Origin of the sequence: Streptomyces sp. NPDC007157 (assembly GCF_040634235.1) — a bacterium.
Taxonomy (GTDB): domain Bacteria; phylum Actinomycetota; class Actinomycetes; order Streptomycetales; family Streptomycetaceae; genus Streptomyces.
In genome coordinates this window covers 177,726-204,291 of record NZ_JBEYFE010000007.1, presented here as the reverse complement: position 1 = coordinate 204,291, position 26,566 = coordinate 177,726, and the positions used below count along the sequence as shown (strand labels likewise).

Sequence of the window (26,566 nt, the reverse complement as noted above, 5' to 3'; positions counted from 1 at the left end):
GTCGCCGCGGCGGCAGTCGTCGGCTTCGGCTGCTCTCTCCTCATCCGCAGCCCTACCGAAGCCACCCCGACCGCGCCCTCAGCGAGCACGTCAGCCGCCCCGACATCGGCCGCCCCAAGCGCGGTCGGGGTGGCCGACGCCCTGACCAACCCCGGCTTCGAGTCGGGCGGTCTCTCGCCGTGGAGCTGTGCCGGCAACCCTGGCTCGATCGTTTCCTCCCCCGTCCACGCCGGCTCCAAAGCCCTCCAAGGGACGGTGAGTTCGAGCGACACCGCGCAGTGCAACCAGACCGTCGCGGTACGGCCGAACACCACCTACTCGCTCAGCGCCTGGGTCCGCGGCTCCTACGTCTACCTGGGCGTGAACGGCGGCGCATCCACCTGGACCACTTCCCCAACCAGATACAGCCCACTGACCGTCTCCTTCACCACAGGCGTCTCACAAACCAGGGCGACGATCTACGTGCACGGCTGGTACGCACAGGGCAGCTACTACGCCGACGACATCACCCTGAACGGGCCCCGTGGCAGCGGTCATACCTAGAGCGGGTCTCGCATACGAGTTGATCAATGGATCGTTGACCTCCTGAAGGCTTGCAGCGTCGTCCATGGAAGCCTGGCGGCATGGATACGTTCGCGGGCCGGCTCGACGATGGAACGCAGTGGTGGAACGCCGCCATTGAGGAAGCGCAGGAAGGGCGCTGGGTCCGTGATGCCGTGGAGCGGCAGGTGATCAAGGACATCGGGGCTGCCACGAACCCTCTTCATGGTGGACGGACGGCCCCGTTCACCGAGGACTCTTGGCACGTACGCATCGGGAGGATCGCGAACTGGGCCGGGGTGCTGCGGCTCGCTGCTCGGTCAGGCGGGTGGGTGCTCCAGCCAGTCGTCGGACGCCGCCCGCCGCACCCTGCAGGCATGGCCGAGCTGTTGTCTGGCATCTACGCGGTCGGCGAGCAGGGAGAGATCTGGATGAAGCAGTTGCTGAAGGGCGAGCTGCCACCAGGCGACGAGATCGCGAAGGCCGAGGGTTTCCTGACAGGACCAGGGTCCGTCGAGGACCTTGAGCTGTTCTTCTACGCCTGAGCCGCCTCTTCGTCCCGGCAGTGACGCGTCCAGATGAGGATGGCGGCGAGATGGAGTGCGACCTGGTGAACGAGGGCGAGCCTGCCTGTCCGCAGGCCAGTCCGCGCCACTGTTTGATCCGGTTGTTGCATCGTTCGTTCACATTGCGCTGCTTGTGGCGTTAACGGGCTGAGCCGGTTCAGGCACGGATTTCGTGAAGCCGATCAAGGGCCGTCAAGGTCTGTGTTCGATGGCCAAGATCTGTACGGACGGCTGTGCCGTGCGGCCGCGGTCGGACAGAATGCTGGACATGACGACTTGAAGAGCACCGGCCGGGCGGCAGCACTGGCGCAAGGTCGGGAGCGGCTGGTCCGTTCCGGACGGTGAACGCCGGAGCTGTGCCGCATGCGGGACGCCTGTCCGCTCGTACCAGTACCGCTTCTATCCGCCCGAGTCCGCCATGTTCGAGCGCTGCATCGGGTTCGCCTGGTGCTCAACTTGCAGGATCTACTCCGGAAACATGGTGTACATCCCGCGGAAGCGGGTTCTGGTCGATGCCCTCGCATCCCTTCCCCCTGAGCATCGCGAGCGGTTGGTGCGTTCGGAGACGGGACTGATCGAGTTCCTGGACCGCCAGCCCCGAGGCGGGGCAGGGCGGGCCATCGGCGGTGTGGTCGCCCCGGGCCGACGGCCGAGGCGCAGTGGATGGACGTAGTCGCGCAGGGTGCTGCAGCGTGCGACGCGTTCGCGTAACTCATGTAGGGCCTGAACGGGTCGACCTTGCTGGTCCGGTTTTGCCGCTGCCCGTGCAGCATCGCCTCCGGGCCGGCCGCGCGGGCGTACTTGCGCGCGGTGTTGCGTCCCAGGCCGAGGCGGCGCGAGCGATCTCGCGCGGACTCAGGCCCTGCTCAACCTGGGCACGGACCGTGGCGTGGGTGTCGCGGAGCCGGTCGAGGAACTTCCCCGCCGGGTAGGGCTCGGGCGCATCCGCCGTGGCCGTCTCGGTTGCTGCGGGCACTGGTTCGGACGGCTCGGGCTCTGGTTCCGATTCAGGCGATCGGGGTTCGACCAGGCCACGCGGCAGGACACCGTGGTGGGAGACGAGGCGTTCTACGGCCTCGCCGACGTTGCGCCATACGCGCCACCGCGCGGGCCGCCACGACCACGTCCAGCGCCGCGAGCATCCGCTGCCGGACGGGCGTGCGCCGACCGTACCGACAGGTCAATCCCTCGACCTGCTCGGCGAACGTCACCCGTCGGCACCCCCTCGTTGCCGCAGAACAACCGGCGCACCGGACAGCTCGATGGGAAGGCGGCCACCGAGGCGACCTCGCCGCAGCCGGTGACGGACCTGGTCGGAGGGCTGAGGGATTACTGCGCGGATCCCGTGCCGACGGAGATGGCTCCGGATCGCGCGGGACGCATACGCGCGATCTGCCAGGACGGTATCCGGTCGGGTCCGCGGTCTTCCCGGCCCGCTTCGTGGAACACGCAGGCTGTGCCGACTTCGTCGTCATGTCCGCTCTCGACACACGTTGGCGAGAGGGCGAGTTACTCGCCGACGGCACCGTCGATAGCTTCGCGGAGGAGGTCCGCGTGGCCTACGTGGCGGGCGTACTCCTCAATCACGTGCTCGAGGACGAACCGGACATCGGTGTCGCCGAACTCCGGGTTCGGCACGAGACGTGCAGGGGCGTCGGTCACCCGCGCGAAGACCCCCCGCGACTCCTCGCACGCCTTCAGATAGTCCTCGTAGACGTCCCAGGCCGGCGTAGGGTCCGACTCGTCGTACCACTCGTCACCGGCACCTGTGACGTAGGTCTGATAGGGGTGGAACTGAGGGGGTGTGGCCGCCAGCGTCCGCTGGAACCACGCCCGTTCGACCCCCTGCAGATGGCGCATGAGCCCCAGCAGGGTCAACGCTGTTGACGGCAGGGGTCGTTGCCGCAGCTGGGTCTCCGACAGACCCTCGCACTTCCACAGGAAGGTCGCACGGTGATAGTCGAGACTCGAAGCGATCACCTCCAGCCACGGGCCCGACAACACGCGCTCAGGCCGAACGATCTTCTTCACCACGATGTCGTCCACGCTGGGGTCTCCCTACTTGTCAACAGGCTTGGTCAGTTCAGGCGCACGATCCCGGGGCTCGGCCACGGACACCCTGCTGCCATCCCGCGTCAAGCGCATCCGCGCAAGAAGACCCCTTTCCGCATCGAAACTCATCGCCTGGCGGCCAACCGGAGGTCCGCAACCAGTTGGCGGCTACGGGCCTGCCCGTGCTCTCGCCGTGGTTGAAGCCGGGGTCCTGGCCGGTGGCGCCGAGGTGGACATCGACGACGGAGCCGACGGAGCCGACTCGGCGGGCGGGGTGTTCGTCGGCTGGCAGGCAGCCCTCGCCTGAGGGCATGCGCGAGCCACGCGTTCGGACCGAACTACCTCGACGATCCCGTCCTGCCGCACTCCAGCGCGATCGGGACCGCGATGATGCTGCGACGGCGGCGGTCTCGGCCGCGGCGGGCTTCAGTGTTGAGGACGCGCGTGACGGATCTTGAAGTACTCCAATGTCACCTCGTCGCCGTCGAACTCGCCGATCGTGACAGCAAGGTCACTCTGGTGCTTCGTCGAAGAACTTACCCAGGCGCAAACGGACTTGGCCCGCCTGGGCGAAGGCGTGCTCAGCGCCCACTGACGCCCGGAGCCGGATCAGTCGGGCGTTGCGCCCGTGCCCTCGCGGGGGCACGGAAAGGTGTCCGGTGCCGTGCCCCACTTGGCGCGGTTCTGTCGGTCGGGCAGGATGCCGCAGCTGAGCAGCGTGGTCGTGGCGCCGCCCGGCTGGGCGATCTCGCGGATGTAGACGGCCTTGTCGGGCGGGTACTTGTTCTTGCCGTCCAGTTGCAGCACGCCCGAAGCGCCCGGGTACTGGGTCACGCCGTGGGCGGTGAGCCACAGGTAGATGTCGTTGGGCTGGACGTCGTGCGAAGCCGGCAGCAGATTCTCGATGACCTTGGAGACGATACCGACGGTGTCGAAACCGCCGGCCGCGTCGGCGTCCGCGCTCAGATGCCCGAAGACGGCTGCGAAGTCCTGCGTGAACTGGGCGTACGGATCCCGGGGGTCCGACGTGGGGGCGTTCGCCGTCTCGTAGAAGAGCGTCATGTACGGGTAGGCCTGTGCCGTGCGCCCGGGGCGGAGCTGGAAGTCGATGGGGGCGCTCTCGGCGATCAGCGGAATGGTGGTGCCCTCGGGTGGCTGGCACTGACCCCCGGCGCTCTGCATGGCGTTGAGCAGGCTGGGCAGTACGCCCGACCGTGCGAGGTAGACGACGATGCCGTGCGTGCCTGCGACCTTGTTGCACACGTCGGTGGCGATGCTGTCCGGTGTGGTGGCTCCTGGTTTTTCGCTGTAGGTGACCTCGTCGATGCCGCCGTACGTCCGGTAGGCGCGAAGGAAGACGTTTTTGAGGTCCGTGCTGAAGGAGGTGTCGGTCGGGTCGTAGACGACAACGGCGTGGGGCCTGCCGCTGGTGAGGCGGTGGATCTCCGGGGAGTGGCGGATGAAGTCGGCGAAAACGGGTCCCAGGCGCGTGTTGGGAGCCGAGATCTGGAAGTAGCGCTGCGGGGAGTCGGGTCCGACCATGGTGCTGCCGGACACGCCGTTCGCGATGACGGGAATGCCGGCCTGATCGAGTTCCTGGACCGCCTTCAGTGACTCGGGGCGGCTCTGGGTGATGCCGATGACCGCCGCGATGTGGTCCGCGCGCTGCCGGCTGATGATCATCTGTGCGATGTCCGGGTCCTTCGGCGCTGCGTTGTTGCGCGCGCCGTACTGGAAGTACTGACCGGTGTTGGCGATGAGCAGGCGGATGGGCATCTTGTTCTGGCGGACGCCGGCGTTCAGCTTGTGCTGCTGGGCGATCGCGCCGCGCAGGATCTGCAGGCCCAGCGGAGGGTCGTCGTAGACACCCTTCTGCAGGCTCAAGGGGGCAAAGAAGACCAGGGTGCGGTACCGCCCGTCGGGGATCCGGGCGTTCTCCTGGGCGACCTTGCGTTCCAGGTCCCGCAGTTCTTTGCCGGGGTCTCCGGGCACGGCCAGGTCGCACTGCTCGCCGTCGGTGACACCCACTCGCTCCCCGGTGCTGACCGTGACGCACGAGGGGGACGCGGGATGCGCGGTCCTGGGCCAGAGGGAGGCGGGCGCCAGGTAGAAGGCGGCGGTCGCCAGGACCAGGACCGGCAGAACCGAGGGACGCGCCCAGTCGAGTGGCCGGTCCTCTCGGGCCGTGACGCCCGCACCCTTCTCGATCTTGTTCTTCGCGGTGCCCTCCGCGTCGTTGTCGGCCGGCAGCGTGACGAGGCGTACGGGCTCGGGGCTGTCCTCGCTGAGGGCGGCGAACACCTTGTCGGCGATGCCGTTCGGCCGGTCGAGGTCGGCGCCGAGCGGGACGGCGTAGTCCGGCGGCGGGCCCGCGCAGCCGGCCAGGACGAGCAGTGGCCGGGACGGGTGGTCGCCGGCCAGTTCCGCGAACACGCCGAGAAACGCCCGGCCGGGTCCCTCCGCGCCGTCGATCTCCGGGATGAGGAGGACGAAGGACCATCGTCGCCGGGACCGCAGGTGACTCAGTCGGGACCTGCGCCGGGTCGCTCTACGCAGGTCGATGAGGAGGGCGCGCAGCAGGATGCGTCGCACGCGCGGGTCCTCGCGGTCCAGCTCGCCGTCCCGGCAGAACGAGAGAGCGGCGTCCAGGAAGTTGGAGGTACGGCATTCGTCCGCCACCCACCTGAGGCCCCAGTGCCGCAGGAACCAGCGGTAGAACAGCTTGGGAACTCCGACGGCCGCGGCGGCGACGAGGCCCTGAAGCCAGCCGGTCAGAACATGCTGTCCCAGGAAGTTCGCCGTGTACGCGCCGGCGCGCAGCGTCCCTCGTCGCTTCAGGAGTTCCGTGTACAGGCTGTCGACGATGGGCTGCTGCTGGGACTGGAGGCTTCCCGTGCCCCGCTCCGACTCCAACACGGCCCGGCACGTGTGGAAGGCTCGCAGCCGCAGTCGCCCTGACGGCATGGTGAGTTGGAACCTCAGGGCCACTCGGTCGATCGCCGAGAGGAAGCCCCCGTTCAGTTCCGCGTCGTCGACCACCGCGTGCGGCACCTGACCTTGCGTGTTTCCGCGCCCTCGGGCCAGTCGGTGCTCATACTCCCGGATGACGTAGGCGGGCCATCGCGGATCACCGCCGTCCTGCCTGCCCAGCACCAGAGCAGGCACTCTCTCGGCCCCGGACCTCCTCGCCGCGAAGGCGTCGAACTGGCGTATCAGGCGGTCCGACCACCTGGGGTAGGCCGGTGTCGAGTCCAGAGGGGCGGGAGAGTTGGGCACGCGTGCCTCCCGGGAGGAAGTAGGGAGGTCAACATGCCATGAGCACATGGCTCGCCAGCACTTCCTATCCGCCAGTGGCCCTTACTGCCTGCTTCGGATCGTTTCGACGTCGCCGGGTGGTAACAGCGTGATGCGAGAGTTCCGCGCTTTGACGGCGCTACGTCACACATCTCGTGTGCGTGAGAAAGAGATCCCGCCGTGGGCGCGCACCGACTACGGCCACGCCCAGACTGTGGAGTCTCGTCAACCTGGGCAAGCTTCTTGGAACTGTGCGCGTTCATCGCAGCCGGTGTGGCCAAGCGCGACGTGGCCATCGCCGACAACGACGCCGCCGGGCACCAGGCGTACCCGACCCCTGCGACCATCTGTGCCTGAGCGCCTCAGTTGGTTCTGCCCGCTCTTCCGGATGCTGTTGGTGATCTCCGGCTGCTGTTCCGGGCAGGGGATTTGGCAGGTGTCAGGATGCGTGGACCAGGGTGGCCAAGGGAGTTTGTGCGGCGTCCGTCGCGGGACGTGACAGGTACAGCGTGGTGTGGAAGTAGCCGTGGGTCTCCCTGTCCTGCGGATCCTCGCCGGCCGCGGTCACCGCGTCGATCGCGTACTGCTGCTCCTGCCTGCTGGTGAAGCGGCGTTGCGGAAACGTGTGGGGGACGGCTTTCTCGGTCCTCAGGCCGTACGGTTCCAGGCACGTGGCGATGCGGCGGTAGGAGTGGGTACGCAGCGCGAACGCGGCGACCCACACCGGGCTGTGGACGCAGTCCAGGAGCGGCTCGAAGGTGCGAGGAGACAGGAAGCTGGCTCCGCCGGTGACGGTGATGAGGCGGGTGTGGCGGGCGGCCTGGCGCAGGGCCGGGCTGGGCGGCGCGCTCTCCAGATTCTCGGCGAACCCCTCGTCCAGCAGGCCGACGGCGTGTGCGTAGGAGACGGCATTGGGGGCGGCGTCGAGCCCGATGACGCGGGCCGGGTCCGAGCGCCGGTGCGCCGCGTAGTAGGCCCGGTCCCATTCGATCAACTCTGCGGTGGTCAGCTCGGTGGCCTGCGGCGATGTGTAGCGGGCGTACAGGTCCGCCAGGGTGAGATCGTGGTTGAGCAGGGCGGCGTTGATGCCGTAGGAACAGCACAGGTCCAGCACCGTGGCCCGGCCTGCGGGCCGGCACGCTGTGAGCATGCGGCGGAAGACGGGCTGAGCATGATGAGGGGTTTGGTATTCCCAGGGGCCCAGCTCACGAAAGTATGCGCGAGGGTCCGGCTGGTCGTAGATGTCGTCGAACGGAGTCATGGCCCCTGCCGCGAGGGCAGGCGTCTGCCGGGAGTCGCTGACCACGGGTGCTGGTGAGCCGTTCGACCGTGCATGGGTCATCACGTGTTCCCTCTCGCCCTGGTCCGGAACTGCCCTGTGACAACAACTAGCGGGCGACGGGACCAGTTGGGAACAAGGCGGAGACGGAACCGGCCAGGCGCGCCTTCGGCACCCGCGCAGAGATCACCGACAGGGTCCCGACGGGCGGTCAGAGCCCCGCGGTTGGCCCATCACTGCTCCAGTTGGCCCGCGTGACGCTCCGTGGCAACGGTGTGCCGCGACGGGCCAGCACCGTGTCGGCAGGATGTCGGCCGCCCGACGGCGCTGTCGGTGATCCGTAGGCGATCTGTCGGCGGCCGCTGGAACCGTGGGCGTTGAGCTGCCCTGCGGGGGCAGCCGCAGCCGTGTTCAACAGCAAGGGAGCCCACCGCCATGTCGCCCACCTCCTCCACCCCGCCCTGGGACGTCCAACGGCTGCCGCGTGCCGATGCCGGCGTCTTCCTGGTCACCGGTGGCAACGCCGGCATCGGGTACTTCATCGCGGAGCAGTTGTCCGCAACCGGAGCCACTGTCGTACTGGGCAGCCGGGATCCCGCCAGGGCCGAAGTCGCCACGGCCTCGATCCGCTCGCGTGTCCCTGGCGCTCGGGTGCGGACCGTACGGCTGGACCTCGCCGACCTCTCGTCGCTCGAAACAGCGGTGCGGTCACTGGATGTGGACCACCTCGACGCCGTGGTCCACAACGCCGGCGTCGCGCTCGACGACCCGCCGCGCCGGGAGACCGGGGACGGTCATGAGCTCATGTTCGGCACGAACCACCTCGGACACTTCGCGCTGACCCACTGGCTGATGCCGCTGCTGTCGGCCGCACCGGCGGCCCGCATCGTGACCATGGGCAGCTTCGCGGCGAAGTCCGAACGGCTCGACCTCGACGACCTGCAGTCCCGGAAGGACTACCGGCCCAAGCGCACCTACGGACGCTCCAAGCTGGCGCAGATGTACTTCGGCCTCGAACTCGACCGCCGCCTGCGCGCTGTCGACAGTACGGTCGCGAGCGTAGTGGTCCATCCCGGCGGCGCGCTGGACTCCCTGACCCCGTCACGGCCGCCAGTCCAGGTACGGACCGCTGGTGCGCGGCTCCGCGGCGCACCAGCCGCTCTCCTCGTCCAGGGCAAGGACGCCGGCGCATGGCCCGCAGTCCGGGCGGTGCTCGACCCGGCCGTGCGTGGAGGGCAGCTGTGGGGACCGCGCGTCTTCAGCCTGCGCGGCAAGCCCCACCGCGAATCGGTGTGGAGCCACCTCACCGATACCTCCGTAGCGGCGCGGCTGTGGGACACCAGCCGTGACCTGACCGGCGTCGACCTCGGCACCGTCCCCGGATAGCCCTGGACGCGCGCTGGCCGACAAGCGGCCCAGAGGTCGTTCTCCTTCCGGATCTTGTGTGCGGATTCCGCTGGTCGGACATGGGATTGCAGCTGTCGCGGAAGTCTCGGCTCGTTACCGGTCGAGATGTTGCGGGGGGGCGGATGCCGTCGATGCGGGCGGTTCTGGAAACTCTGCGGAAGGCCGCGACGCAAGGGCACACACGGAACGTCACCGTCCCGCTACCCTGAGATTCCGAGTCGGGGTGCGACGGGGGAATAGGCGTGGACGCTTTGACGCTTGCTGCGGCTTCCGCAGTGGTGGGGACGATGACAACGCAAGCTTGGGAACAGGCGCGCCAGACAGTGGTGGCGTTTTGGCGGCAGCGCCATCCAGAAGAGGTCCCGGCCATAGACGCGGAACTGGTCTACGGTCGCACCCAGGTGACGGAGGCGCTGGCGGTCGGGGACCGTTCGGCCGAAGAGGCGCTGATCGGCGACTGGCAGCGGAAACTGCGTCGGCTTCTTACGGAAGACCCTTCATTGGGCGCCGAGTTGCAGCGCCTACTTGATGAAGAGCTGACGCCGCTGCTGCCGGACGCCGAGGCCGCCCGGATCACCAAGATCAGGATGAACGCCAAGGTCTCCGGTCACGGCAAGGTGTACATGTCCGGCCGCGACATGACGATCAACGAGGGGCCGTCATGACACACGTACCGCCCTCGTCTCCCCACGAGGAGCCCGATCAACCCGAAACGTACGTCTCGACGCGCGACAACAGCAGGGCGTATATGTCGGGCCGCGACATGACCCTGAACAGCTCACGCACGAAGCACATCATCAAACAGATGGGTACATTTCCCCTAGTCATGCTGGTTACGGTCGCCGTTGTCGCGATCCTTTCCGTCGCATGGCTCGTCATACGCGTGACCGACGACAACGCAGGACCGTCGGACACAGCCCCCGTGAGCACAGAGATCACCATCAAGCCGACGTCCGGTCCACTGGGGACCCCTGTGCACATCTCTGGCAGCGGCTTCGAACCAGGAAACATCGTGCAAGTGATCTGTCAGGATCCAATGAATCCGCAACTTGGCCAGTTTCGCGCGGAAGACGATGGTTCGTTCACCGGCGAGATCCGCATTCCCCAGGATGAATGGATCAGCAAGGTCGGTGCGCAACTCGCCATCGTCGCGGCCAGCGGTCAGGCACAAGACTCAGACCGGCAGGGGTTGGTGTTCTTCACGGTGCGCCGGTGAGACGTCGCTTCCCGCGTCTGGCGACGGATCCCTCAACAGGTCACAGCTGCCAAGGGCTCCGACAGGTCCTGTATGCGACCCCGGTCATCGACCGGGGTACGCGTGGGTGATCCACGCGCCGTCCCCTTTCGCCGGCCGGTTCCCTGGTCGTTCGACTTCTCCTTCTCGAGACAGAAGACAGCCGCCGCCTGCTGGCCGAGAAGCACGCGGGCCGGGAGCTGCGGGTGGCGGACGCGGCCTCGCTCTGGGGGGGCGGTCGCCGGCATCCTGACCCGGAGGCGGTAACCGTCGGTGTCGAGTACGGCATCGGCGGGCTGGTCGTAGTGGGCGACGTGGTGGCTGACGCGCGGGGGCGGTCGCCGGCCGAGGAGCGCTGCAGGCCCATGCCGGCATGGAGCCCGTGGTCCACCCGGTCGGACAGTACGACGCCGGGTCGCAGGCCGCGCAGGATCCCGTGGAGCGCCGTGAGGGCGAAGACCAGCATGAAGTCCCAGCGCAGTCCGCTCGTGGCGATCACGAGGCCCTAGTGCCCCTCGGTGTCGCGGGTGTCGGCGAGCACGAGTTGGCGGGAGTAGACGCCCGGCGGTCGCTCGGACAGTTCCGTCTGCACGTCGTCGGTCTTCGCCACCGGCCGGCGCTCGGCCTTGGCGGTGAGCATGTTCCGCTCGACGTCGATCGCGTCCGCGGTGACGCCGGGGATGTCGAAGGCCACCACGTACTCGTCGTCCTCGCGGTAGGCGTCCAGCGGCATCGCCGACGGCTTCGGCCAGGTGCCCGGGCCCATCAGCCGCTGCGCCAGCCGGTCCGGCTCACGGAAGGGGTTGGTGCGCATCAACATCGTGAAAACGCCTCCGGCAGGTTCGGGCGTTTGCTCCCCATGCGCTTCACTGACACCGCTAGTGTGTCATCCAATGGACGACAAGCACGATGTCGTCGACGTGATGACCGTCCGAGGGAGGTGGCCGTGACCGCAGCCGACCAGCCGTCCACGACCAGCACCGACGCCCACGGCCCGGCGTCCTTTCTCGCGGCCGCGGCGGCCCTTGCCGCCATAGACGACGCCCTGCGCGACGCCCAGCACGAGACTCCCGACGCCGCCGGCCCCGGTCCCGAGCAGGCGCTGGCCTCCCTGATGCTGCTGCGGCAGGTGCGCGAGCAGCTCGCCGGCTGGGAGACCGGCCTGATCGAAACCGCCCGCGAGGCGGGAGCCAGCTGGGCCGACCTCGCCCGCCCCCTCGGCGTCGCCAGCCGCCAGGCCGCCGAACGCCGATACCTGCGCGGCCGCCCCGGCGCCGTCGGCACCACCGGCGAGCAGCGCGTGACGGCCACCCGCCAGGCCAGAGCCGCCGAACGCGCGTCTGTCACCTGGGCCCGCGCCAACGCCGCCGACCTGCGCCGCCTCGCCGGACAGATCACCGCGCTCGCCCACCTGGCGCCCGAAGCGCGCTCAGCTCAGGCCGCCCTGCATGCCGCCCTCGGCGCCACCGACGCCGCCGAACTCATTGCCCCCCTGACCGGCATGCGCCCCTACCTCGACGCCCACCACACCGACCTCGTCAAATGCCTGGACGCCCTCGACGACCGGCTCACGGTGACAGCAGCTGACGATCCCTGACTCCTATCACGGAGAGTCACAACATGCGGGTGCGGTGCGGCCTGCCCCGAACCACGCCGACGGCGGGCAACGATTCGTCTCGGCCCGATTCCTATCCGTACATGACGTTCCCACAGAGAGGGCCCCACATGGGTAGCAGTGTCGAGACGCTGGAATTCCAGACTGAGACACGCCAGTTGCTCCGACTGGTGATTCACTCGATCTACTCGAACAAGGACATCTTCCTGCGCGAGCTGATCTCGAACGCCTCGGACGCACTGGACAAGCTACGCCTGGAATCGCTGACCGACTCCAGCCTCGTCGAGATCGACACCACCGCCCTGCACATCTCGTTGGAGGTCGACAAGGACGCCCGCACCTTGACCGTCCGTGACAACGGGATCGGCATGAGCCGGGACGATCTCGTGGAGCTGATCGGCACGATCGCCAAGTCCGGCACCGCCGACCTGCTGGAGAAGATCAAGACGTCCAAGGACGCCGCCACCGCCGAGAGCCTGATCGGGCAGTTCGGCGTCGGCTTCTACTCGGCGTTCATGGTCGCCGACAAGGTCACCCTGCGCACCCGGCGGGCCGGCACCGACTCCGGCACCCAGTGGGAGTCCGACGGCGAGGGCGCCTACACCATCCAGGCCGTCGACGGCCTGCCCGTGGGCACCGCGGTCACCCTGCACCTCAAGCCCGCCGACAGCGAGGACGGGCTCGCCGACTACCTGTCCGAGTCGAAGATCCGTCAGATCGTCAAGCAGTACTCGGACTTCATCCGCTGGCCTATCCGGATGGCCGCCGAACGCACCGACGCCGAGGGCGAGACCACCCGCGACGTCGACACGCTCAACTCGATGAAGGCGCTGTGGGCGCGGCCGCGCACCGAGGTGACCAAGGAGGAGTACGACGAGTTCTACCAGCAGATCAGCCACGACTGGCTGGCTCCGGCCGAGACGATCCATATGCGCGCCGAAGGCACCTTCGAGTACGAGGCGCTGCTGTTCATTCCCTCGCAGGCGCCCTTCGACCTGTTCTCCCGCGAGACCAGGCGCGGCGTGCAACTGTACGTCAAGCGGGTGTTCATCATGGACGACTGCGAAGCGCTCATGCCCAACTACCTGCGCTTCGTCAAAGGTGTCGTGGACGCCCACGACCTGTCGTTGAACGTCTCCCGCGAGATCCTCCAGCACGACCGCCAGATCCGCGGCGTGCGTCGGCGCCTGGTCAAGAAGGTGCTCGGCGCCATCAAGGACATGCAGTCCAAGGACGCCGAGCGCTACGCGAAGGTGTGGGCGCAGTTCGGCCAGGCACTGAAGGAAGGCCTGATCGAGGACACGGACAGCACCGAGGCCCTGCTTGAACTGGTGTCGGCCGCCTCCACGCACGACCCGGAGAAGACCACCACGCTGCGCGAGTACGTCGAGCGCATGAAGGACGGGCAGGACGCCATCTACTACCTGACCGGCGAGACCCGCGCGATGGTGGAGAACTCCCCGCACATGGAAGCCTTCGTCGCCAAGGGGTACGAGGTCCTGATCCTCACCGACCCCGTCGACGAGATGTGGGTGGACCGGGTCCCGGCCTTCGCCGGCCACCGTCTGCAGTCCATCGCCAAGGGCCAGGTCGACCTCGACGCGCCCGCCGACGGCGACCAGGAGACCGACGCCGAGAGGGCCCAGCGCGAGCAGGACTTCGCCGCCCTGCTGCCGTGGCTGACCACCACCCTGTCCGAGCAGGTCAAGCAGGTCCGTCTGTCCTCACGCCTGACCACGTCGGCGGCATGCATCGTCGGCGACGCCCACGACGTGACGCCGACCCTGGAGAAGATGTACCGGGCGATGGGACAGCAACTGCCCACCGTCAAGAGGATCCTGGAACTCAACCCCGCACACCCGCTGATCACCACCCTGCGCACGGCACACGACGCCAACGCCGACGACCCCGCACTGGCGGAGATCGCCGAGCTGATATACGGCAGCGCGCTGCTCGCCGAAGGGGGTGACCTGCCCGACCCGGCCCGCTTCACCCGGCTGCTCACCGACCGCCTGACCCGCTCTCTGTAACCACCCATGGGTGCGGCCCGGCACGGCCGAAGCGCCCGGCCGCACCCACCCCGACCTCGCCCCACTCCGCGAACGTCCAGGTGTGCCGCTCCCGGCCAAGGTCCTCGGCCCCCGTCCATGAAAGTGCGTAACAGCCGCCGTAGTCCGAACGGGTGAGCAGCCGCGTGACGGGGATGGCCACCGACGCGGCGATGTGGTCCGTGGCTTCTTGCGTGAGGCCGGGTGGCCGTTGGTGACGGATCCGGAGGGGGCCGGGGCCGTCGCCCCCGTACTCAGGCAGCGAAGCCGATGTTGGTGACGTACTCGTACTGGCCCCACTGCGAGCCGAGATCGGCGACCTGGTCGATCCACGCGTCGTCCAGCCCCTGGTCGTCGGCGGCGGCCCATGCGGCGACGATCCGGTCCCAGCGCCGGACGTTCAGCGTGCGGAACTCCACCGGCCGCTGGCGCGGACCTGAGACCTGTGACTGATTGAGCGGGTGGAACTCCACGCGGGTGCCGCGACCGTCGCGGTTGAGGCGGGCTAGCAGGTGGCGGGCGACGTTCGCCCGCCGCACGGTGCTGTAGGCCTGCTCGATCGCGGCGAGGCTGGCGCGGGAGGGTTGGCGGGTGCCGTCGAGCCAGGCCTTGACGGTGCGGTCGGTGACGGTGAGGCCGGCGGCCCGGGCGGCGGCGTGGGCGTGCTGGGTGCGGGTGAGGTAGTGCAGGCGGGCCAGGAGGCCGCGGCGGGCGGTGATCGGGGTGGTGATGTATCCGGCGAGGGCGTCGAGCTGGTGGGCGACCGCCTGGTGTCCTTTGATGCCGCGGGCGCCGAACTTGCCGAAGTCGAGGTTGCGCTCGGGCATGTCAGGCCCCTTCCGCAGTCATGAGGTCCGCGCTGTTGACGGTGTAGACGTCCTTGACCTTCACCTCGGTCACGCCGCGTCCTTCGGGAAAGATCGCGCGCCAGTCGCCGATGACGTGGAGTTCGTCGGTACCCATGGCGCGGACGACCATGAGGCCTTCGTCCCAGGCGCGGTGGGCCTTGAACCACAGGTTCGCGAAGGCCTGGGAGCGGATCAGGTGCATCCAGTCGGTGCGGTACAGCTCCCTGTTGTAGTTCGACTCCCCCATGGTCGAGACGAACTTCGAGTACATGGCCTTGACGTACTCCAGCGTTACCTCGTCCTCCTCGGCGATCGCCCGGTCCCGGGCGTCCTTGAGCGTGATGCGGAACTTCTCCAGGAGGCCCTCGGTGGCCCCGGACGTCCACGACTCGTGGATCACGGGCGGATCGCACAGCCCGTACTTCGGGCCCGAGATCCGCAGCAGCAGACGCAGGGTCGGCTCGGTCACCCACAGCGGGCCCGGCTCGTCCCGCTCGCCGATCGGATTGGGCAGCACCGCCTCGTGGGCCCAGCCGGGCGGGGTGATCAGATGGATGCCGGCGCGGCGCGGGTTGTGCTCGTTGCCGGTGGAGTGCTCCAGCTGTCCGAGCGGCAGGTGCGTCTTCAGCGCGGACAAGTACGCCCCGTTGACATCCAGCGCGGTCACCTCGTGGGCACCGGCCGGGAGTTCCGGCCGGGTCCACTTCGGGCGGGCCTCCCACACCTGGTCCGCGCCCCGCGCGGTCTGCTTGCGCAGCACCTCCGGCAGCCACGGGTGCGCAACAACCTCGTACCGGCCGCCCACGCGGGACTGGTCGAGCAGGGTCATCGCGTCCGGGATCGCGTGTTTCACCAGCGCCGCCGAAGCTGCCGCCACGTCCCCGCCATGCTCGGCGAGCGCCGCCGCGACCGCCGAGGAAATCCGTGCCGCGAGCGGGTCCGGGGCGTCGGCAGGCCGCACCCGTCGCCCGACAGCCACAACCTTCACCCCCCGCCCTGAGCGCGGGGCCTGGCGGGCCTCGTCGACACGACCCCCACCGGGCTCTTCAGTTGAGGATGCGCCCGCAGAACCGGCTGCCGTCTGCGCGGTGGGAGGCGCGGCCGTCGGCGCGGTGATGCACTCGGCCGGGTCCAAGTGCTGAGGAAACCCCTCGACCTGGTGACGGGCCGGCTGCCCGCACAGCACACACGGCTGTGCCACCGCAAGCACGTCCGTATCCTCGTCCAGGACCGCCGCCGGCCCGGCCTCCGCGACCACCTCGTCCTCGGGTCCGCCATCGGGGCTCTGCTCGGCCGCCTCGGCGGCCAGCTTGGACTTCGCTCCCTCGAGGAAGTACGCGTACTTCACCCTCGTCTCACCGCTCGGGTCCCGCCCCGCCTCCCAGCCTCCCACCGTGGAAGGGCTCACCCCCAGCACCTGAGCAAGCTGAGTACGCGAGAGGTTCAACTCCTCCCGCAGAAGGCGCCGTTCCCCGGCCGGCGGCAGCGGAACCTCTTTCCCGGCACCGGCAAGGAGTGCATCGATCGCAGCGAAATCGGTCATCGCGCCTCTCCCCCGACAGCCGCGGGACGCCGGGTACCGGCCTGGCGGCCCGGAGGGCGGCGGCGCGGGGCGGGCAGCGCCTCGGTCGCCCGGGTAGGCCCCGCCATCAGGTCAACGACGTCAATACCGTAATGCGCGGCAACCGCCTCACAGTCCGCCAAGGTCCACGCCGCGCTGCCACGCTGACGACGGCTCACCTGAGCCTGACTCACCCCCAGCACGGCACCCAGCACCGACTGCGACTCGCCCGTCGCGTACAGAAGCGCAGCCACCGCCGACCTCACTCGCTCCTCAAGACTCATACCCACAACGCCAAGTCTACCACTTGCAGCTCATTTATTATTCAGATTTCGCATCACTCTTTGGAAAACAACCCGTGTATCCACGTGCTGACGCACACCTCCTGCGCGCTTGCGTGCAGCTCCCCGGGGCATCAGCCGCCTGCTCCCTCGACACCCAGCCGGCAGACCCGCGCGCAGCGCCGCCGACCTCACCCGGTCGTCCCCGCTAGGCGCTCACCGGGGAACATCGGTGCCCGCTGAGCATCCCGGTCGACCGGACCGCGCCACGCGGGCGGGACCGCCGGAGCGGCGAACGGTCCGTCCGGGGCAGTGCGACCCCGGACGGACCGTTCTTCACTCGCGTGATCCGCGGCTGTGCGTCAGCGCAGGCCGAACGCCCGAATCACGGTCTGGTGCACCGCGTTGCCCGCCGAGTCCTCGGCGCTCGCCCTGAGTGACACGTAGGACGCCTTCTTCGGCGCGTCCAGGCGGTACCGCCCGTCGTGATCACGGGTGGCCCGGTGCCAGGTCGTGCCGCCGTCGTAGGACATCTCCAGGGTGACCGCGCCGACCCGGCCGGCGCCGACGGCACCCGGCAGCTGAGCGGCCGTGACGGACAGGGTGTCGTGCCGTCCGGCCCGCCCGGCCGAGTCGGTGCCGACCTCGTAGTCGACCTGCACCAGCGGCAGCACCGCGCGGGTGTCGTCCGCCGTCGCCTTCGAGGTGAAGTCCCACTCGGTGCGCGTGCTGGAGGAGTACGGGGTGAACGCCACGTCGCGCTTGCCGGTGACGACCAGCCGGTACGGCAGCTTGCCGGCTCCGGGTGCGTCGCCCGAGACGTTGGTGAAGGTCCCCGTGCCCAACTCCGTGGTGCCCTGGTAGAGGGTCTGCCGCTGCTCCGCTCCGCCGTCGATCTGGTTCATGCCGACGTGGTTGCGGCTGCCCCAAGCGGGGGTGTCGATGTACAGGTGGTCACCCGTGCGCGTGGGCAGACTGTAGACGTCGTTCAGGTAGGGCCGTTCGATCGGCTTGAACCACTCCTCGGACTGCCTGCTGCCGGCCCGGTAGGAAGCCTTGGCACCGGCTTCGAAAACCATGCCGTCCGCGTACGCGCTCTGGCTCCAGCTGTTGAAGCCCCCGGTGGAGACCCAGTCGGTGCGCTTCCCCCGCACCGGCTCCGGCATCATGCCGCCGATGGCCCAGTCGTTGTAGGTGGGCCAGTCGAACCGGAACTCGCCGCCGGTGCTCCCCGGGGCCGGGCTGTCGAAGGTCTCGTCGACCCGGGCGAGGTTCTTGGCACTGCCCTGCACCACCATGTGGCTGGGGATCTCGTTGTGCCAGGTCTGGTCGAGGTCGTAGACGTACGGGCTCACGGGCGCCGAGCCGACCGTGACCGAAGCGCCTCGGGCCTGGGCCTGCCGGACGAGCTTCTCGCCCTCGTCGGTGCTGAGCAGGCCCACGTCGAGCGGGATGGGCGAGGACCCGAACGGCGCGTTGTAGCCGCGGAAGCCGCGGCCGTCCACGTTGTTCACGACCAGCATGAGCTTCGCGCCCGCGGCCATCGCGGCGGCCGCCTGGTCCCTGTCGGACACGTCGTCGTTACGGCGTACCACCACGGCCTTGCCGTGCACGTCCAGGTGGGCGTAGTCGCTGCTCGCGCCCTGACCGGCGAAGACCAGGGGGAGCTTGACGCTGCCCTTGGGCAGAGGGGTGACGCCGTCCTGGCGCAGCACGTCGGTGAAGTCGGTCGTCCGGGTGGAGACGGACAGTGCGGGCTGCTCCTTGCGCCACCGAGCCGCCAGGTAGAAGTCGCCGTGGGTGACCTTGTGGGTGGTCGGCTGGGCCCACAGGCTGTCGTAGTTGGTCTGGGTCTCCATGTAGTCCCGCCAGTTCTGGCCGCCCATCAGGCGGGTGTAGTCCAGTCGCTGGTAGGTCGTCGCGGTTCGCTGAGGTGCCGTCATGTCGATCCGGTCGATCTTGGACGCGTCGAGCGTGACGGTGGTGTCGCGGTCCAGTCGGACGTCCGGGTCGCCCAGCAGTGCCATGCCCCACGAGTGGGGACCGTGCACGCCCTGCACCGTCTTGAACGACAGCACCGAGTAGACGTCGTTGGGCAGGTACATCTGCGCCGTACCGGAGTCGTCGATCACGATGAACTGCGGGACGTCGTCACCTGACCTGAGCAGTTCGACCACGCCGGACATGGGCCGCCCCTGGGCGTCCTTGAACTCCATGGTCAGTTTGTGCTGGACGTCCCCGAGGGAGACGGCGGTGTGCGCCGCGACGTTGCCGTCCGCGGTCTTCGCGACGACCTGGCCGGTGTACCGGCCGTCGGCGGTGACACCCGAGCCGTCGATCGTCACGGTGACACCGGCGGTACCGTGCGCGGGCACGACCACCTGGGAGGCGGAGAGCCGGAACATCCCGGCGGGGGCGTGTGCCGCCTCGACGCTCAGCGCGAGGGTGACGGGCTTGTCCGTGGTGTTGGTGTACGTCACCGGGCGCTGCACGCCGCCGGCGGGATTCTGCGGAACCTGCGCGGCGTACGCGGTCGCCGAGGCGAAGACTCCGGCGTGCGAGGCCGCGGCGACGTCGAGGCGGCCGCTGCCCGCCTGGAAGGCGTCGTACTGCGGGGTCTGCCGGGAACTGCTGGCCAGCAGATCCTTCAGCTGGCTTCCGGTGAGGTCCGGATGAGCGGCGGCCATCAGCGCGGCGGCGCCGGCCACGTGGGGCGTGGCCATGGAGGTGCCGCTCATGGTCTGGTAGGCGCCCTCGCCGTTGCCGTCGAACTGGGAGTTGGCCGCGAGGATGTCGACGCCGGGGGCGGTGATCTCCGGCTTCAGTGCGCCGTCCACGCGGGGACCCTGGCTGGAGAACCCGGCCAGGGAGTCGTCGGAGTCGACGGCGCCCACGGTCAGCGCGTCGCTCGCCGCGCCTGGTGCGCCGATGGTGCCGGGTGCCCCCGCGTTGCCGGCGGCGACGACGAACAGCGCGCCGGTCTCGGCGCTGAGCCTGTCGACGGCCTGGCTGAGGGGGTCGGTCCCGTCGGACGCCTGACCGTCACCGAGGCTCATGTTGATGATCTTGGCGTGCTGGTCGACCGCAGCCCATTCCATGCCGGCCAGGACCCAGGAGGTCTGACCGGACCCGGTGTCGTCCAGCACCTTGCCGATGTCGAGGCGGGCGCCGGGGGCGACACCCTTCTCCTTGCCGTCGGAGGCCGCGCCGGTACCGGCGATGATGGACGCGACATGCGTGCCGTGCCCGAAGTGGTCGTCCGTGTTCTCGTCCGGTACGAAGCTCTGCCGGCCCGCGACGCGGTCCGTGAGGTCGGGGTGTCCCGCGTCGACGCCGGTGTCCAGGACGGCCACGTCCACGCCCTGCCCGGTGTTGCCGTCCGCCCAGACCTGGGGAGCGCCGATCTGCGCCGTGCTGTCGGCGAGGTCGGCATGGACGAGGCCGTCCAGCCAGATGTGCTCGATCCCGTCGGCGAAGCGCGGTGCGGCGGACTGCTTGCGGGCTCCGTCGGTCGCCGCCGCCTTGGCCACGGACTTCCAGAAGTCCGCGGCGTGCACGCGATCCGCGGTGAGGGCGGCGCCGTTGATGCCGTCGAGGGTACGGACCCGGGTCGCCCCGTCGGGCACAGCGGCGGCCTTGCCGCGCGCGTCGGCGGAGGGCGAGTAGGAGACGATGAGTGGCAGCCGGTCACGGTGCGCGTCGTCGTACCTGTCGGCGATCATGGCCGTGATGTTGAACAGCTGCCGGTCCAGGATGCCCTTGGCCACGAAGGGCAGCACGGACTCGGGGAACACGTAGAGGTCGTCGCCCGACGTGAGGATGTGAGTCTGTACCGGGCGCCCGTCGGCACCACGGACGCTGACGATGCCTCCGGTCCCGTTGTCGGTGCCGGGGCTCTGCCGGGTGGTGACCACATCACCGGTGATCAGCGTGACCGAGTGGTCGCCGACGGGCACCCGGTCGGACGTGAATGCGGTGGACGGGGAACCGGCGGCGACGGGACGTGCTGCCGAGGACGCGAAGGCCATCGCGTCGTAGGGGCCTGCCAGCACGAGTACCAGAGCGCCGGCGGCAACCGGCACACTCCAGCGTCTGCGGCGGTGTGCTTTCACAACGTCTCTCCCGGATCTGCGATCGGGCAGAGCACGGTCGTGTCCTCTGCCGTCCAAGTGGCGCCGCCTGACCGGTCGTAGGCACCGAGTTGCTCGGAGCCCTTCCACAGGTGGCGTGAACGTTCAGAGTGAAAGCTTGTGAACGACCAATGTCTAGATCAAACTCATGTCGTACATCGCCAGTTGGCGATTCGCGTCACGACCGTCCCGAGTGCTCACCGGGCGGTGATCACTGGGAGGGCGGCCGGTGCTGAGCACCCTGGGGATCAGCGAGTTCGACGAACGGGTCTACCGCGCCTATCTGACCAGGTCGGACCGGACGACTGCCGAGATCGCCGAGACCCTCGGCACCACGCCCAGCCGGATCAGGCGCACCGTCTCCCGGTTGGTGGAACTGGGCATGCTGAGAAGGGAAGGACACGGCCAGTACCGGCCGGTCAGCCCGCACACCGCGCTGCGGGCACTGCTGGCCAGACGCCGAGCCGAGACCGAGGCGGCGTTCACCGCGGTGTGGGGCACCGTCGACGACCTGGCGGACGAATACCGCGCCCGTCGGCTGCGGGAGGATCCGACCGGACTGGTGGAAGTGATCACAGGCGAGGCGGAGATCACGCTGCGCGTCGCCGAACTGATGCAGTCGGTCCGCACCCATTTCTGGGTGCTCGATCGACCCCCCTATCTGGGCCCCTACAGCACCGAGTTGGAGGAGGCCCTGACGATGGACCTGCTGGGCCGCGGCGTCGACATACGGTCGGTCTACACACCGGAGGCCTTGGCGCAGCCGGACCGTTTCGAGCTGATCACCCACCTCGCCCAGATCGGCGAGCAGGCCCGCATCCTGCCGGCCCTGCCGTTCAGACTGCGCATCATGGACCGACGGGTCGCGTTGGTCGCGCTGGTCCCGGGCCGCTACGACATGATCGCCGTCGTCCACCAGTCGGGCCTGCTCGACGCACTCCTCGAGTTGTTCGACTCCTACTGGCAGCGTGCGCAGTCCCTCGTCGCGACCGATCCGGCGACGCCCGACGGACCGAGCGCGCAGGACCTCCTGCTACTGAAGATGATGCAGGCGGGATACAAGGACCAGGCAATCGCCCGGCAGTTGGGGACGAGCGCACGCACCGTGACCCGCCGGATCGCGGCGATCGCGTCCGGGCTCGGCCTCGACACCCGCTTTCAGGTAGGAGCCGAGGCCGCGAAGAGGGGCTGGATCTGAGACCCGGCGTTGGTCACGTCGGCGTGTGTCGACGTGGACGATCTCCCTCGGCAGCACCCTTGTGGACCTGGTGGTGCCCGGCACGTCCGTGGGATACGGCCCAGGCCAGCTGCTCGGCCGCCCGCGCCGCCGGCGTCACCCCTCTGTACGCGGGCGACCCCGGATACGACGCGCACCTCGACCAGGACGGCGTCGGCGTCGCCTGCGAATGACAGCAACAGGTCCCACCACGACAGGAAATGCGCGGCGGGACCTACAGGTGGTGTGGCACGGGGCAGCTACTCGACCGCAGCGAAGTACAGTACCGTCGTCTTCTTGAACACTCCGCGCTGCTTCGTGCTGGCCAGCACCCAGCCGGCCGCCTCCACCGCCGCCTGCACGGTGGCCACGTCCTGCCCCGGCGGTACGTCACGCACCAGCATCACGTCGCCGTTCCGCCGCGCATTCACTGCCTGCTGATCCGCCTGCACCATGGCGCCCCCTCGAACTATGAGGCCGACAGTGTTGCGCAGTTCCAGCCCAGGCGAGTGCTGTTCCAACGGATCTGAACCGCTCCGGGTTCGGTAGAGGGCGACTCGACAGGCTGCAGGCGTTGTGCGTGCGGCAACGCTGTCAAAAAGCACCCGACAGGCCCGCGCCGATGGCATCGACGAGGCCGGCGTGGGCGTCGGAGGTCACCAGCTGGACTGGGTGCCGCAGGCCGGCGACCACCCCAAAGCCCCCGTCACGGCACACGACTAATGTCAACTCGATCGCAGAGCACGCGACTTCGGCTTTCTGGCGGTTCGCAATTCTCTGCACGCGACGCCGAGCCCTCAGCCCATCCGTGCACGCGACTACGGGCATTCACAGTGGAGCCCGACAATGACCACCCAGTCGAGCGACTCTCGCCCGGGACAAAGACACAGGTGTCTTCCGTAGTATCGCTACGACACACTGTGCGGCAGCAACTGCTACTGCTCACACAACAGCACGCGGATGAGCACCCGCGCGGGAATGCGCAAACACCGCGAGCCCGCCGCCTTCAGCCGCAGCATCAAGAAAGGTGTAAGCACCATGCCCGACACCACGCCCCAAGCCACCGAGTTGACCTCGCAGTACAGCGCACAGGTGGCCGGCGACCTCGAACGCAACCTCAAGGAACAAGACCGCCTCAGCAGCGAAATCGAAGCACTCCAGGCACAGTTGGCCGCCGTGCGGCACGACCACACCGTCCTGGTGAACATCCAACAGGCCCTCGGCATCCCGGCAGCACCCGACGCGCCTGCGGCCGAGCCCGTCGCGGCGGTGCCCGCTCCCCGCAACAAAGCAGCGGGTGCATCGGACGCGGCCCAGCAGAAGAAGGCCAGGAAAACCGCCGCCACGGCCCGGAAGCGGACCGGCGAGAAGAAGTCCGCCCAGGCACCCGCCGCGCCCTCGGCCTCACCCACGCTCGTCGAACTCGTGCATGAACATCTGACAGGCCAGAGCGAACCCCGCTCCGCGGCCGAAATCACCGCTGCCCTGGCGCAGCAGCACCCCGAGCGCGCCATCAAGACAACTGTCGTGCGCACCACGCTCGAAGGGCTCGTGGCCAAGAGCCAGGCCCAGCGCACCGTGCAAGGCAGGTCCGTCTTCTACACCACCCCCGAATCCGCCGAAGCATCCGAACCGGCGGCACACAACGAGCAGACCGCGCAGCAATCCGCCTGACACCCCCGCCCTAGGCGCTGCGCCATACCCCGCTCACAACAATCCCGCAGCGCCTGAGAACGCCGTTCCTGCCTCACCCGCCCCCAGGAAACCACCTCCTGATGGCGGGCGGCGTGTCATGTCAGGCCGGCACGCGGCCGTCGACCACTCATGCCCGGCCGGCCAGGCCACTCCCCCCAATCTCGGGCGGCCGCCTCCACGGCCCATAGGTAATCCTGAAGGAGGACGTCCGCACCACGGTCGATCAAGGCGACAGTCTCGGTTCGCCCTCCTTGCGGCATGTCGGGCTTTGCGACGCCGTAGGGCGGGTCTGCACGGTCACGCCGACCAGCTCCGACGGCTTCCGTACCTCTACACGCTGGCGCACGGCGGATACCTGATCCACATGAACGCCTCGCACGACGCGTCGTACTCCGGGGCCATCTCGCGGCCGATCCCACCGCCCGCTCCGGTGACGACTCCCCGGCGGCGGTCCAGGTCCGCACCCACTCCCAAACTAGTTCTTGATTGAACTATCCATTATTGCTACGGTGGCATCGCCGCGCCAAGGGGACCCCCCTCCACGCACGGGTTACGTATTGATCAATCCAGAAAAGAAATGGTGTGAGGTCATGGATCTCGAACTCGACAACAAGGTCGTCGTCGTCACTGGTGCCAGCAGGGGCATCGGCCTGGCCGTCGCCCGCGCCTTCGCCCACGAGGGCGCTCACGTGGTCGCTGGCGCACGCAACCCGGGCAAGGAACTCGCCGAGCTGAGCGATCGGCACGGTCTCGTCTCGCTGCCGGTGGACCTGAGCACGGCCGACGGCGCCGCCGCCCTCATCGACACGGCGGTCACCCACTTCGGCAGCGTCGACGTACTCGTCAACAACGTCGGCTCGGTCGCTCCGCGCCTGGGCGGGTTCTCGTCCGTCAGCGACGACGACTGGACGCAGACCTTCAACACCAACCTGTTCAGCGCCGTGCGGGCCAGCCGGGCAGCCCTCCCCCACCTGCTGGAGAGCCGCGGAGCAATCATCAACATCGGCTCCGTGAACGCGGTCCTGCCCGACCCGAGCATCGTCGACTACGCGGCATCCAAGGCCGCCCTGGCCAGCTTCGCCAAGTCGCTCTCCAAGGAGGTCGGCCCCCAGGGCGTCCGCGTCAACACCATCAGCCCGGGACCGGTCGAGACCGACATCTGGCTGGCCGATGGCGGCATGGCCGACACCGTCGCCAACGCCATGGGTGTCGGACTCGACGCGGCACGCGAGGCCATCGTCGCGGGCCTCGGTGGCCTGGCCACCGGCCGCTTCACGCGCCCCGACGAGGTTGCCGACCTCGCCCTGCTGCTGGCCAGCCACCGCACCGGCAACGTCACCGGCGCCGACTTCACCATCGACGGTGGACTCATCAAGACCCTGTGACACCCCCTGGAGCAACGAGCGGTGCTTCGACGCGGGGTCGACACGGAGTTGACTGTGGGACGCACCCGCGGGACCAGCTGTGCCACCGGGACGCCCTTCGAATCGCCCTTCGAATCGGCCATCGACATGTCCTGACAGTCAAGGACGGCCTGCTGGTGCGCTTCGACGCGTTCGTCGAGGACCAGCCGATCAACGCCGAGATCTGGACCACGCACGCTCAGAACCGAGCGGGCACAGCACTCGGGCACATCTCGGCTGCGCGTTCCGGTCCGGCCGTCGCGGCCGCCGGCCTGTCCACGGTTGTCCCCTGGAGCGGTGATCACCCCCCTCCCTCAATACTGGAATAAACATTCCAGAAATGCTACAGTGATCCCATGGCACGCCCTCGGGAGTTCGACACGGACCAGGTACTGGAGCGGGCCATGGACCTCTTCTGGCGTCAGGGCTACAACGCGACGTCACTGCCGCAACTGACGACGGAACTGGGCATCGGCAGCGGCAGTCTGTACGGCGCGTTCGGCTCCAAGGAAGGCCTGTACGCCCAAGCCCTGAAACACTATTGCGACGACCAGGCAGCCTCTCTCGTGGAGCGACTCGATTCCGCCTCCGACATCCGTGCGGCACTTCGGGAAACGCTGCTCGCCATGGCCGAAGCGGACCTCGCGGACCCCGAGCGCGGCTGCCTGCTGGTCAACGCGGCTACGGAGCGCGCGTCACACGAGGGCACAGTCGAACGTGTGAAGTCCACCATGGCCACCGTCGAGTCCGCGCTGGCCGGAGCGTTGCAGCGCGCCCAGGTTCGGGGTGAGCTGCCCGCCGAGAAGCGGCCGGCCGATCTGGCGCGCTTTCTGACGACGTTCATCCAGGGAATGCGTGTGATGGGCAAGGCCCACGCGGACCGGGAGTTCCTCGAGGGCGCTGTGTCCGGCGCCCTGAAGGTGCTGGACTGAGGCCGCACGGAGGGAAGTGCCATGGCGGGGTGGACGGCCACGCGAAGAGCCTGACCGTCGACGCTCGACGCCTCCGCCTCCGACGGACGCGCCACCTCAGCCGGTGCATCCCGCACCGAGGCCCGTGAGTGAACGCCGAGCTTGGGACCCCCCCCCTCGCCCGGAGTGCAGCGGTGGCCACCACACCGGACACTGCACGTCGTCGTAGCCCGCTGCGCGTAGAAGCCCCGCCGGAACATTCCGGCGGGGCTTGGTCGTCTCGCGCGTTAGATGCGGCGTCCCGGGCCCCGGGGCAGGGCCTCCGCTGCGCGAAAGACGCGGACGTGAACGCCACGCAGGAGCGCCCGGCCACCTCAAAGGGGGCCGCCTCACGCATTCCATAGTGCCGATGCACGACCAAGGAACGCTCGTTCGACGTCTCCACGCAGGCGACGCCCAGGTCGAGAGCGCCCTCAAGTTCACGGC

General features: G+C 68.8%; 19 protein-coding genes and 3 pseudogenes. 12 read left to right on the top strand and 10 right to left on the bottom strand.

Annotation, left to right across the window (positions count from 1 at the left end; all coding sequences use genetic code 11):
* Nucleotides 1-132 precede the first annotated feature (132 nt).
* Together ABZ642_RS15485 and ABZ642_RS15480 are read left to right on the top strand one after the other, a co-directional pair.
* A pseudogene (locus ABZ642_RS15485) lies at nucleotides 133-522 on the top strand (carbohydrate binding domain-containing protein); the annotation flags it as partial.
* A 101-nt stretch (nucleotides 523-623) separates the two neighbouring features.
* On the top strand, nucleotides 624-1,085 hold the full coding sequence (locus ABZ642_RS15480; protein WP_360482992.1) for a hypothetical protein: 462 nt from the start codon (nucleotides 624-626) through the stop codon (nucleotides 1,083-1,085).
* A 1,291-nt stretch (nucleotides 1,086-2,376) separates the two neighbouring features.
* Here ABZ642_RS15480 and ABZ642_RS15475 read toward each other — a convergent pair.
* From ABZ642_RS15475 to ABZ642_RS15460, 4 genes and pseudogenes are all read right to left on the bottom strand, one after another.
* A pseudogene (locus ABZ642_RS15475) lies at nucleotides 2,377-2,556 on the bottom strand (transposase); the annotation flags it as partial.
* Between the two features lie 59 nt (nucleotides 2,557-2,615).
* On the bottom strand, nucleotides 2,616-3,152 hold the full coding sequence (locus ABZ642_RS15470; RefSeq protein ID WP_360482989.1) for a DinB family protein: 537 nt from the start codon (nucleotides 3,150-3,152) through the stop codon (nucleotides 2,616-2,618).
* A gap of 615 nt (nucleotides 3,153-3,767) precedes the next feature.
* Entirely contained in the window at nucleotides 3,768-6,434 is a 2,667-nt protein-coding gene (locus ABZ642_RS15465; protein ID WP_360482986.1) for a hypothetical protein, read from the bottom strand.
* A 457-nt stretch (nucleotides 6,435-6,891) separates the two neighbouring features.
* Nucleotides 6,892-7,602 carry a hypothetical protein gene (locus ABZ642_RS15460; protein WP_360482983.1) on the bottom strand — a complete coding sequence of 237 codons (711 nt, stop codon included), beginning with the start codon at nucleotides 7,600-7,602 and terminating at the stop codon, nucleotides 6,892-6,894.
* Between the two features lie 564 nt (nucleotides 7,603-8,166).
* Here ABZ642_RS15460 and ABZ642_RS15455 point away from each other — a divergent pair.
* The 3 genes from ABZ642_RS15455 (at nucleotide 8,167) to ABZ642_RS15445 (ending at nucleotide 10,354) form a co-directional block, all read left to right on the top strand.
* Nucleotides 8,167-9,117, top strand: coding sequence for an SDR family NAD(P)-dependent oxidoreductase (locus ABZ642_RS15455; RefSeq protein WP_360482980.1), 951 nt, complete (start codon nucleotides 8,167-8,169; stop codon nucleotides 9,115-9,117).
* A 263-nt stretch (nucleotides 9,118-9,380) separates the two neighbouring features.
* Nucleotides 9,381-9,803: a hypothetical protein gene (locus ABZ642_RS15450; RefSeq protein WP_360482978.1), complete on the top strand. Its 423-nt coding sequence runs from the start codon at nucleotides 9,381-9,383 to the stop codon at nucleotides 9,801-9,803.
* Complete coding sequence (locus tag ABZ642_RS15445) at nucleotides 9,800-10,354, top strand: hypothetical protein (protein ID WP_360482975.1); 555 nt, start codon at nucleotides 9,800-9,802, stop codon at nucleotides 10,352-10,354. The genes ABZ642_RS15450 and ABZ642_RS15445 overlap by 4 nt, the downstream gene beginning before the upstream one ends.
* A 532-nt stretch (nucleotides 10,355-10,886) precedes the next feature.
* On the opposite strand, the pseudogene ABZ642_RS15440 reads toward ABZ642_RS15445, so the two are convergent.
* Nucleotides 10,887-11,192 (bottom strand): annotated as a pseudogene (locus ABZ642_RS15440) (Hsp20 family protein); the annotation flags it as partial.
* Nucleotides 11,193-11,318: 126 nt separating this feature from the next.
* Here ABZ642_RS15440 and ABZ642_RS15435 point away from each other — a divergent pair.
* Together ABZ642_RS15435 and htpG are read left to right on the top strand one after the other, a co-directional pair.
* Nucleotides 11,319-11,969 (top strand): type III effector protein, encoded by a 651-nt coding sequence (locus tag ABZ642_RS15435; protein ID WP_360482972.1) that lies wholly within the window; start codon nucleotides 11,319-11,321, stop codon nucleotides 11,967-11,969.
* Between the two features lie 128 nt (nucleotides 11,970-12,097).
* Nucleotides 12,098-14,017 carry a molecular chaperone HtpG gene (gene htpG / locus ABZ642_RS15430; protein WP_360482969.1) on the top strand — a complete coding sequence of 640 codons (1,920 nt, stop codon included), beginning with the start codon at nucleotides 12,098-12,100 and terminating at the stop codon, nucleotides 14,015-14,017.
* A gap of 272 nt (nucleotides 14,018-14,289) precedes the next feature.
* On the opposite strand, the gene ABZ642_RS15425 is transcribed toward htpG, so the two are convergent.
* The 4 genes from ABZ642_RS15425 to ABZ642_RS15410 all read right to left on the bottom strand — a co-directional run bounded on the left by ABZ642_RS15425 (nucleotide 14,290) and on the right by ABZ642_RS15410 (nucleotide 20,837).
* Complete coding sequence (locus tag ABZ642_RS15425; protein WP_360482966.1) at nucleotides 14,290-14,862, bottom strand: transcriptional regulator; 573 nt, start codon at nucleotides 14,860-14,862, stop codon at nucleotides 14,290-14,292.
* A gap of 1 nt (nucleotide 14,863) precedes the next feature.
* Nucleotides 14,864-16,426, bottom strand: coding sequence for a helix-turn-helix transcriptional regulator (locus ABZ642_RS15420; protein ID WP_360482963.1), 1,563 nt, complete (start codon nucleotides 16,424-16,426; stop codon nucleotides 14,864-14,866).
* Nucleotides 16,423-16,728 carry a helix-turn-helix domain-containing protein gene (locus ABZ642_RS15415; RefSeq protein ID WP_360482961.1) on the bottom strand — a complete coding sequence of 102 codons (306 nt, stop codon included), beginning with the start codon at nucleotides 16,726-16,728 and terminating at the stop codon, nucleotides 16,423-16,425. The genes ABZ642_RS15420 and ABZ642_RS15415 overlap by 4 nt, the downstream gene beginning before the upstream one ends.
* 359 nt (nucleotides 16,729-17,087) lie before the next feature.
* Nucleotides 17,088-20,837 (bottom strand): S8 family serine peptidase, encoded by a 3,750-nt coding sequence (locus tag ABZ642_RS15410; protein WP_360482958.1) that lies wholly within the window; start codon nucleotides 20,835-20,837, stop codon nucleotides 17,088-17,090.
* A 247-nt stretch (nucleotides 20,838-21,084) separates the two neighbouring features.
* Between ABZ642_RS15410 and ABZ642_RS15405 the strand changes: the two genes are divergently transcribed.
* Together ABZ642_RS15405 and ABZ642_RS15400 are read left to right on the top strand one after the other, a co-directional pair.
* On the top strand, nucleotides 21,085-22,053 hold the full coding sequence (locus tag ABZ642_RS15405; RefSeq protein WP_360482955.1) for a helix-turn-helix domain-containing protein: 969 nt from the start codon (nucleotides 21,085-21,087) through the stop codon (nucleotides 22,051-22,053).
* Between the two features lie 23 nt (nucleotides 22,054-22,076).
* Nucleotides 22,077-22,265, top strand: coding sequence for an excalibur calcium-binding domain-containing protein (locus ABZ642_RS15400; RefSeq protein WP_360482952.1), 189 nt, complete (start codon nucleotides 22,077-22,079; stop codon nucleotides 22,263-22,265).
* A gap of 66 nt (nucleotides 22,266-22,331) precedes the next feature.
* Here the strand turns inward: ABZ642_RS15400 and ABZ642_RS15395 are convergent, their stop codons facing one another.
* A complete protein-coding gene (locus tag ABZ642_RS15395) occupies nucleotides 22,332-22,526 on the bottom strand; it encodes a hypothetical protein (RefSeq protein WP_360482949.1) in 195 nt (64 codons plus the stop codon).
* Nucleotides 22,527-23,109: 583 nt separating this feature from the next.
* On the opposite strand from ABZ642_RS15395, the gene ABZ642_RS15390 reads away from it, so the two are divergent.
* From ABZ642_RS15390 to ABZ642_RS15380, 3 genes are all read left to right on the top strand, one after another.
* The gene (locus tag ABZ642_RS15390) at nucleotides 23,110-23,745 is read left to right on the top strand and encodes a hypothetical protein (protein WP_360483466.1); all 636 of its coding nucleotides are present in this window, start codon (nucleotides 23,110-23,112) and stop codon (nucleotides 23,743-23,745) included.
* A gap of 611 nt (nucleotides 23,746-24,356) precedes the next feature.
* Nucleotides 24,357-25,151 carry an oxidoreductase gene (locus ABZ642_RS15385; RefSeq protein WP_360482946.1) on the top strand — a complete coding sequence of 265 codons (795 nt, stop codon included), beginning with the start codon at nucleotides 24,357-24,359 and terminating at the stop codon, nucleotides 25,149-25,151.
* Nucleotides 25,152-25,525: 374 nt separating this feature from the next.
* A complete protein-coding gene (locus ABZ642_RS15380; RefSeq protein ID WP_360482943.1) occupies nucleotides 25,526-26,101 on the top strand; it encodes a TetR/AcrR family transcriptional regulator in 576 nt (191 codons plus the stop codon).
* Nucleotides 26,102-26,566: the final 465 nt, after the last annotated feature.

Excerpts from the sequence above, each read along its gene's own strand:
- ABZ642_RS15380 (WP_360482943.1), top strand. The coding sequence starts at position 25,526 with ATGGCACGCCCTCGGGAGTTCGACACGGACCAGGTACTGGAGCGGGCC.
- ABZ642_RS15460 (WP_360482983.1), bottom strand. The coding sequence starts at position 7,602 with ATGCTCACAGCGTGCCGGCCCGCAGGCCGGGCCACGGTGCTGGACCTG.
- ABZ642_RS15480 (WP_360482992.1), top strand. The coding sequence starts at position 624 with ATGGATACGTTCGCGGGCCGGCTCGACGATGGAACGCAGTGGTGGAAC.
- ABZ642_RS15420 (WP_360482963.1), bottom strand. The coding sequence starts at position 16,426 with ATGACCGATTTCGCTGCGATCGATGCACTCCTTGCCGGTGCCGGGAAA.
- ABZ642_RS15455 (WP_360482980.1), top strand. The coding sequence starts at position 8,167 with ATGTCGCCCACCTCCTCCACCCCGCCCTGGGACGTCCAACGGCTGCCG.
- ABZ642_RS15415 (WP_360482961.1), bottom strand. The coding sequence starts at position 16,728 with ATGAGTCTTGAGGAGCGAGTGAGGTCGGCGGTGGCTGCGCTTCTGTAC.
- ABZ642_RS15390 (WP_360483466.1), top strand. The coding sequence starts at position 23,110 with ATGCCCGACACCACGCCCCAAGCCACCGAGTTGACCTCGCAGTACAGC.
- ABZ642_RS15445 (WP_360482975.1), top strand. The coding sequence starts at position 9,800 with ATGACACACGTACCGCCCTCGTCTCCCCACGAGGAGCCCGATCAACCC.
- ABZ642_RS15425 (WP_360482966.1), bottom strand. The coding sequence starts at position 14,862 with ATGCCCGAGCGCAACCTCGACTTCGGCAAGTTCGGCGCCCGCGGCATC.
- htpG (WP_360482969.1), top strand. The coding sequence starts at position 12,098 with ATGGGTAGCAGTGTCGAGACGCTGGAATTCCAGACTGAGACACGCCAG.
- ABZ642_RS15395 (WP_360482949.1), bottom strand. The coding sequence starts at position 22,526 with ATGGTGCAGGCGGATCAGCAGGCAGTGAATGCGCGGCGGAACGGCGAC.
- ABZ642_RS15385 (WP_360482946.1), top strand. The coding sequence starts at position 24,357 with ATGGATCTCGAACTCGACAACAAGGTCGTCGTCGTCACTGGTGCCAGC.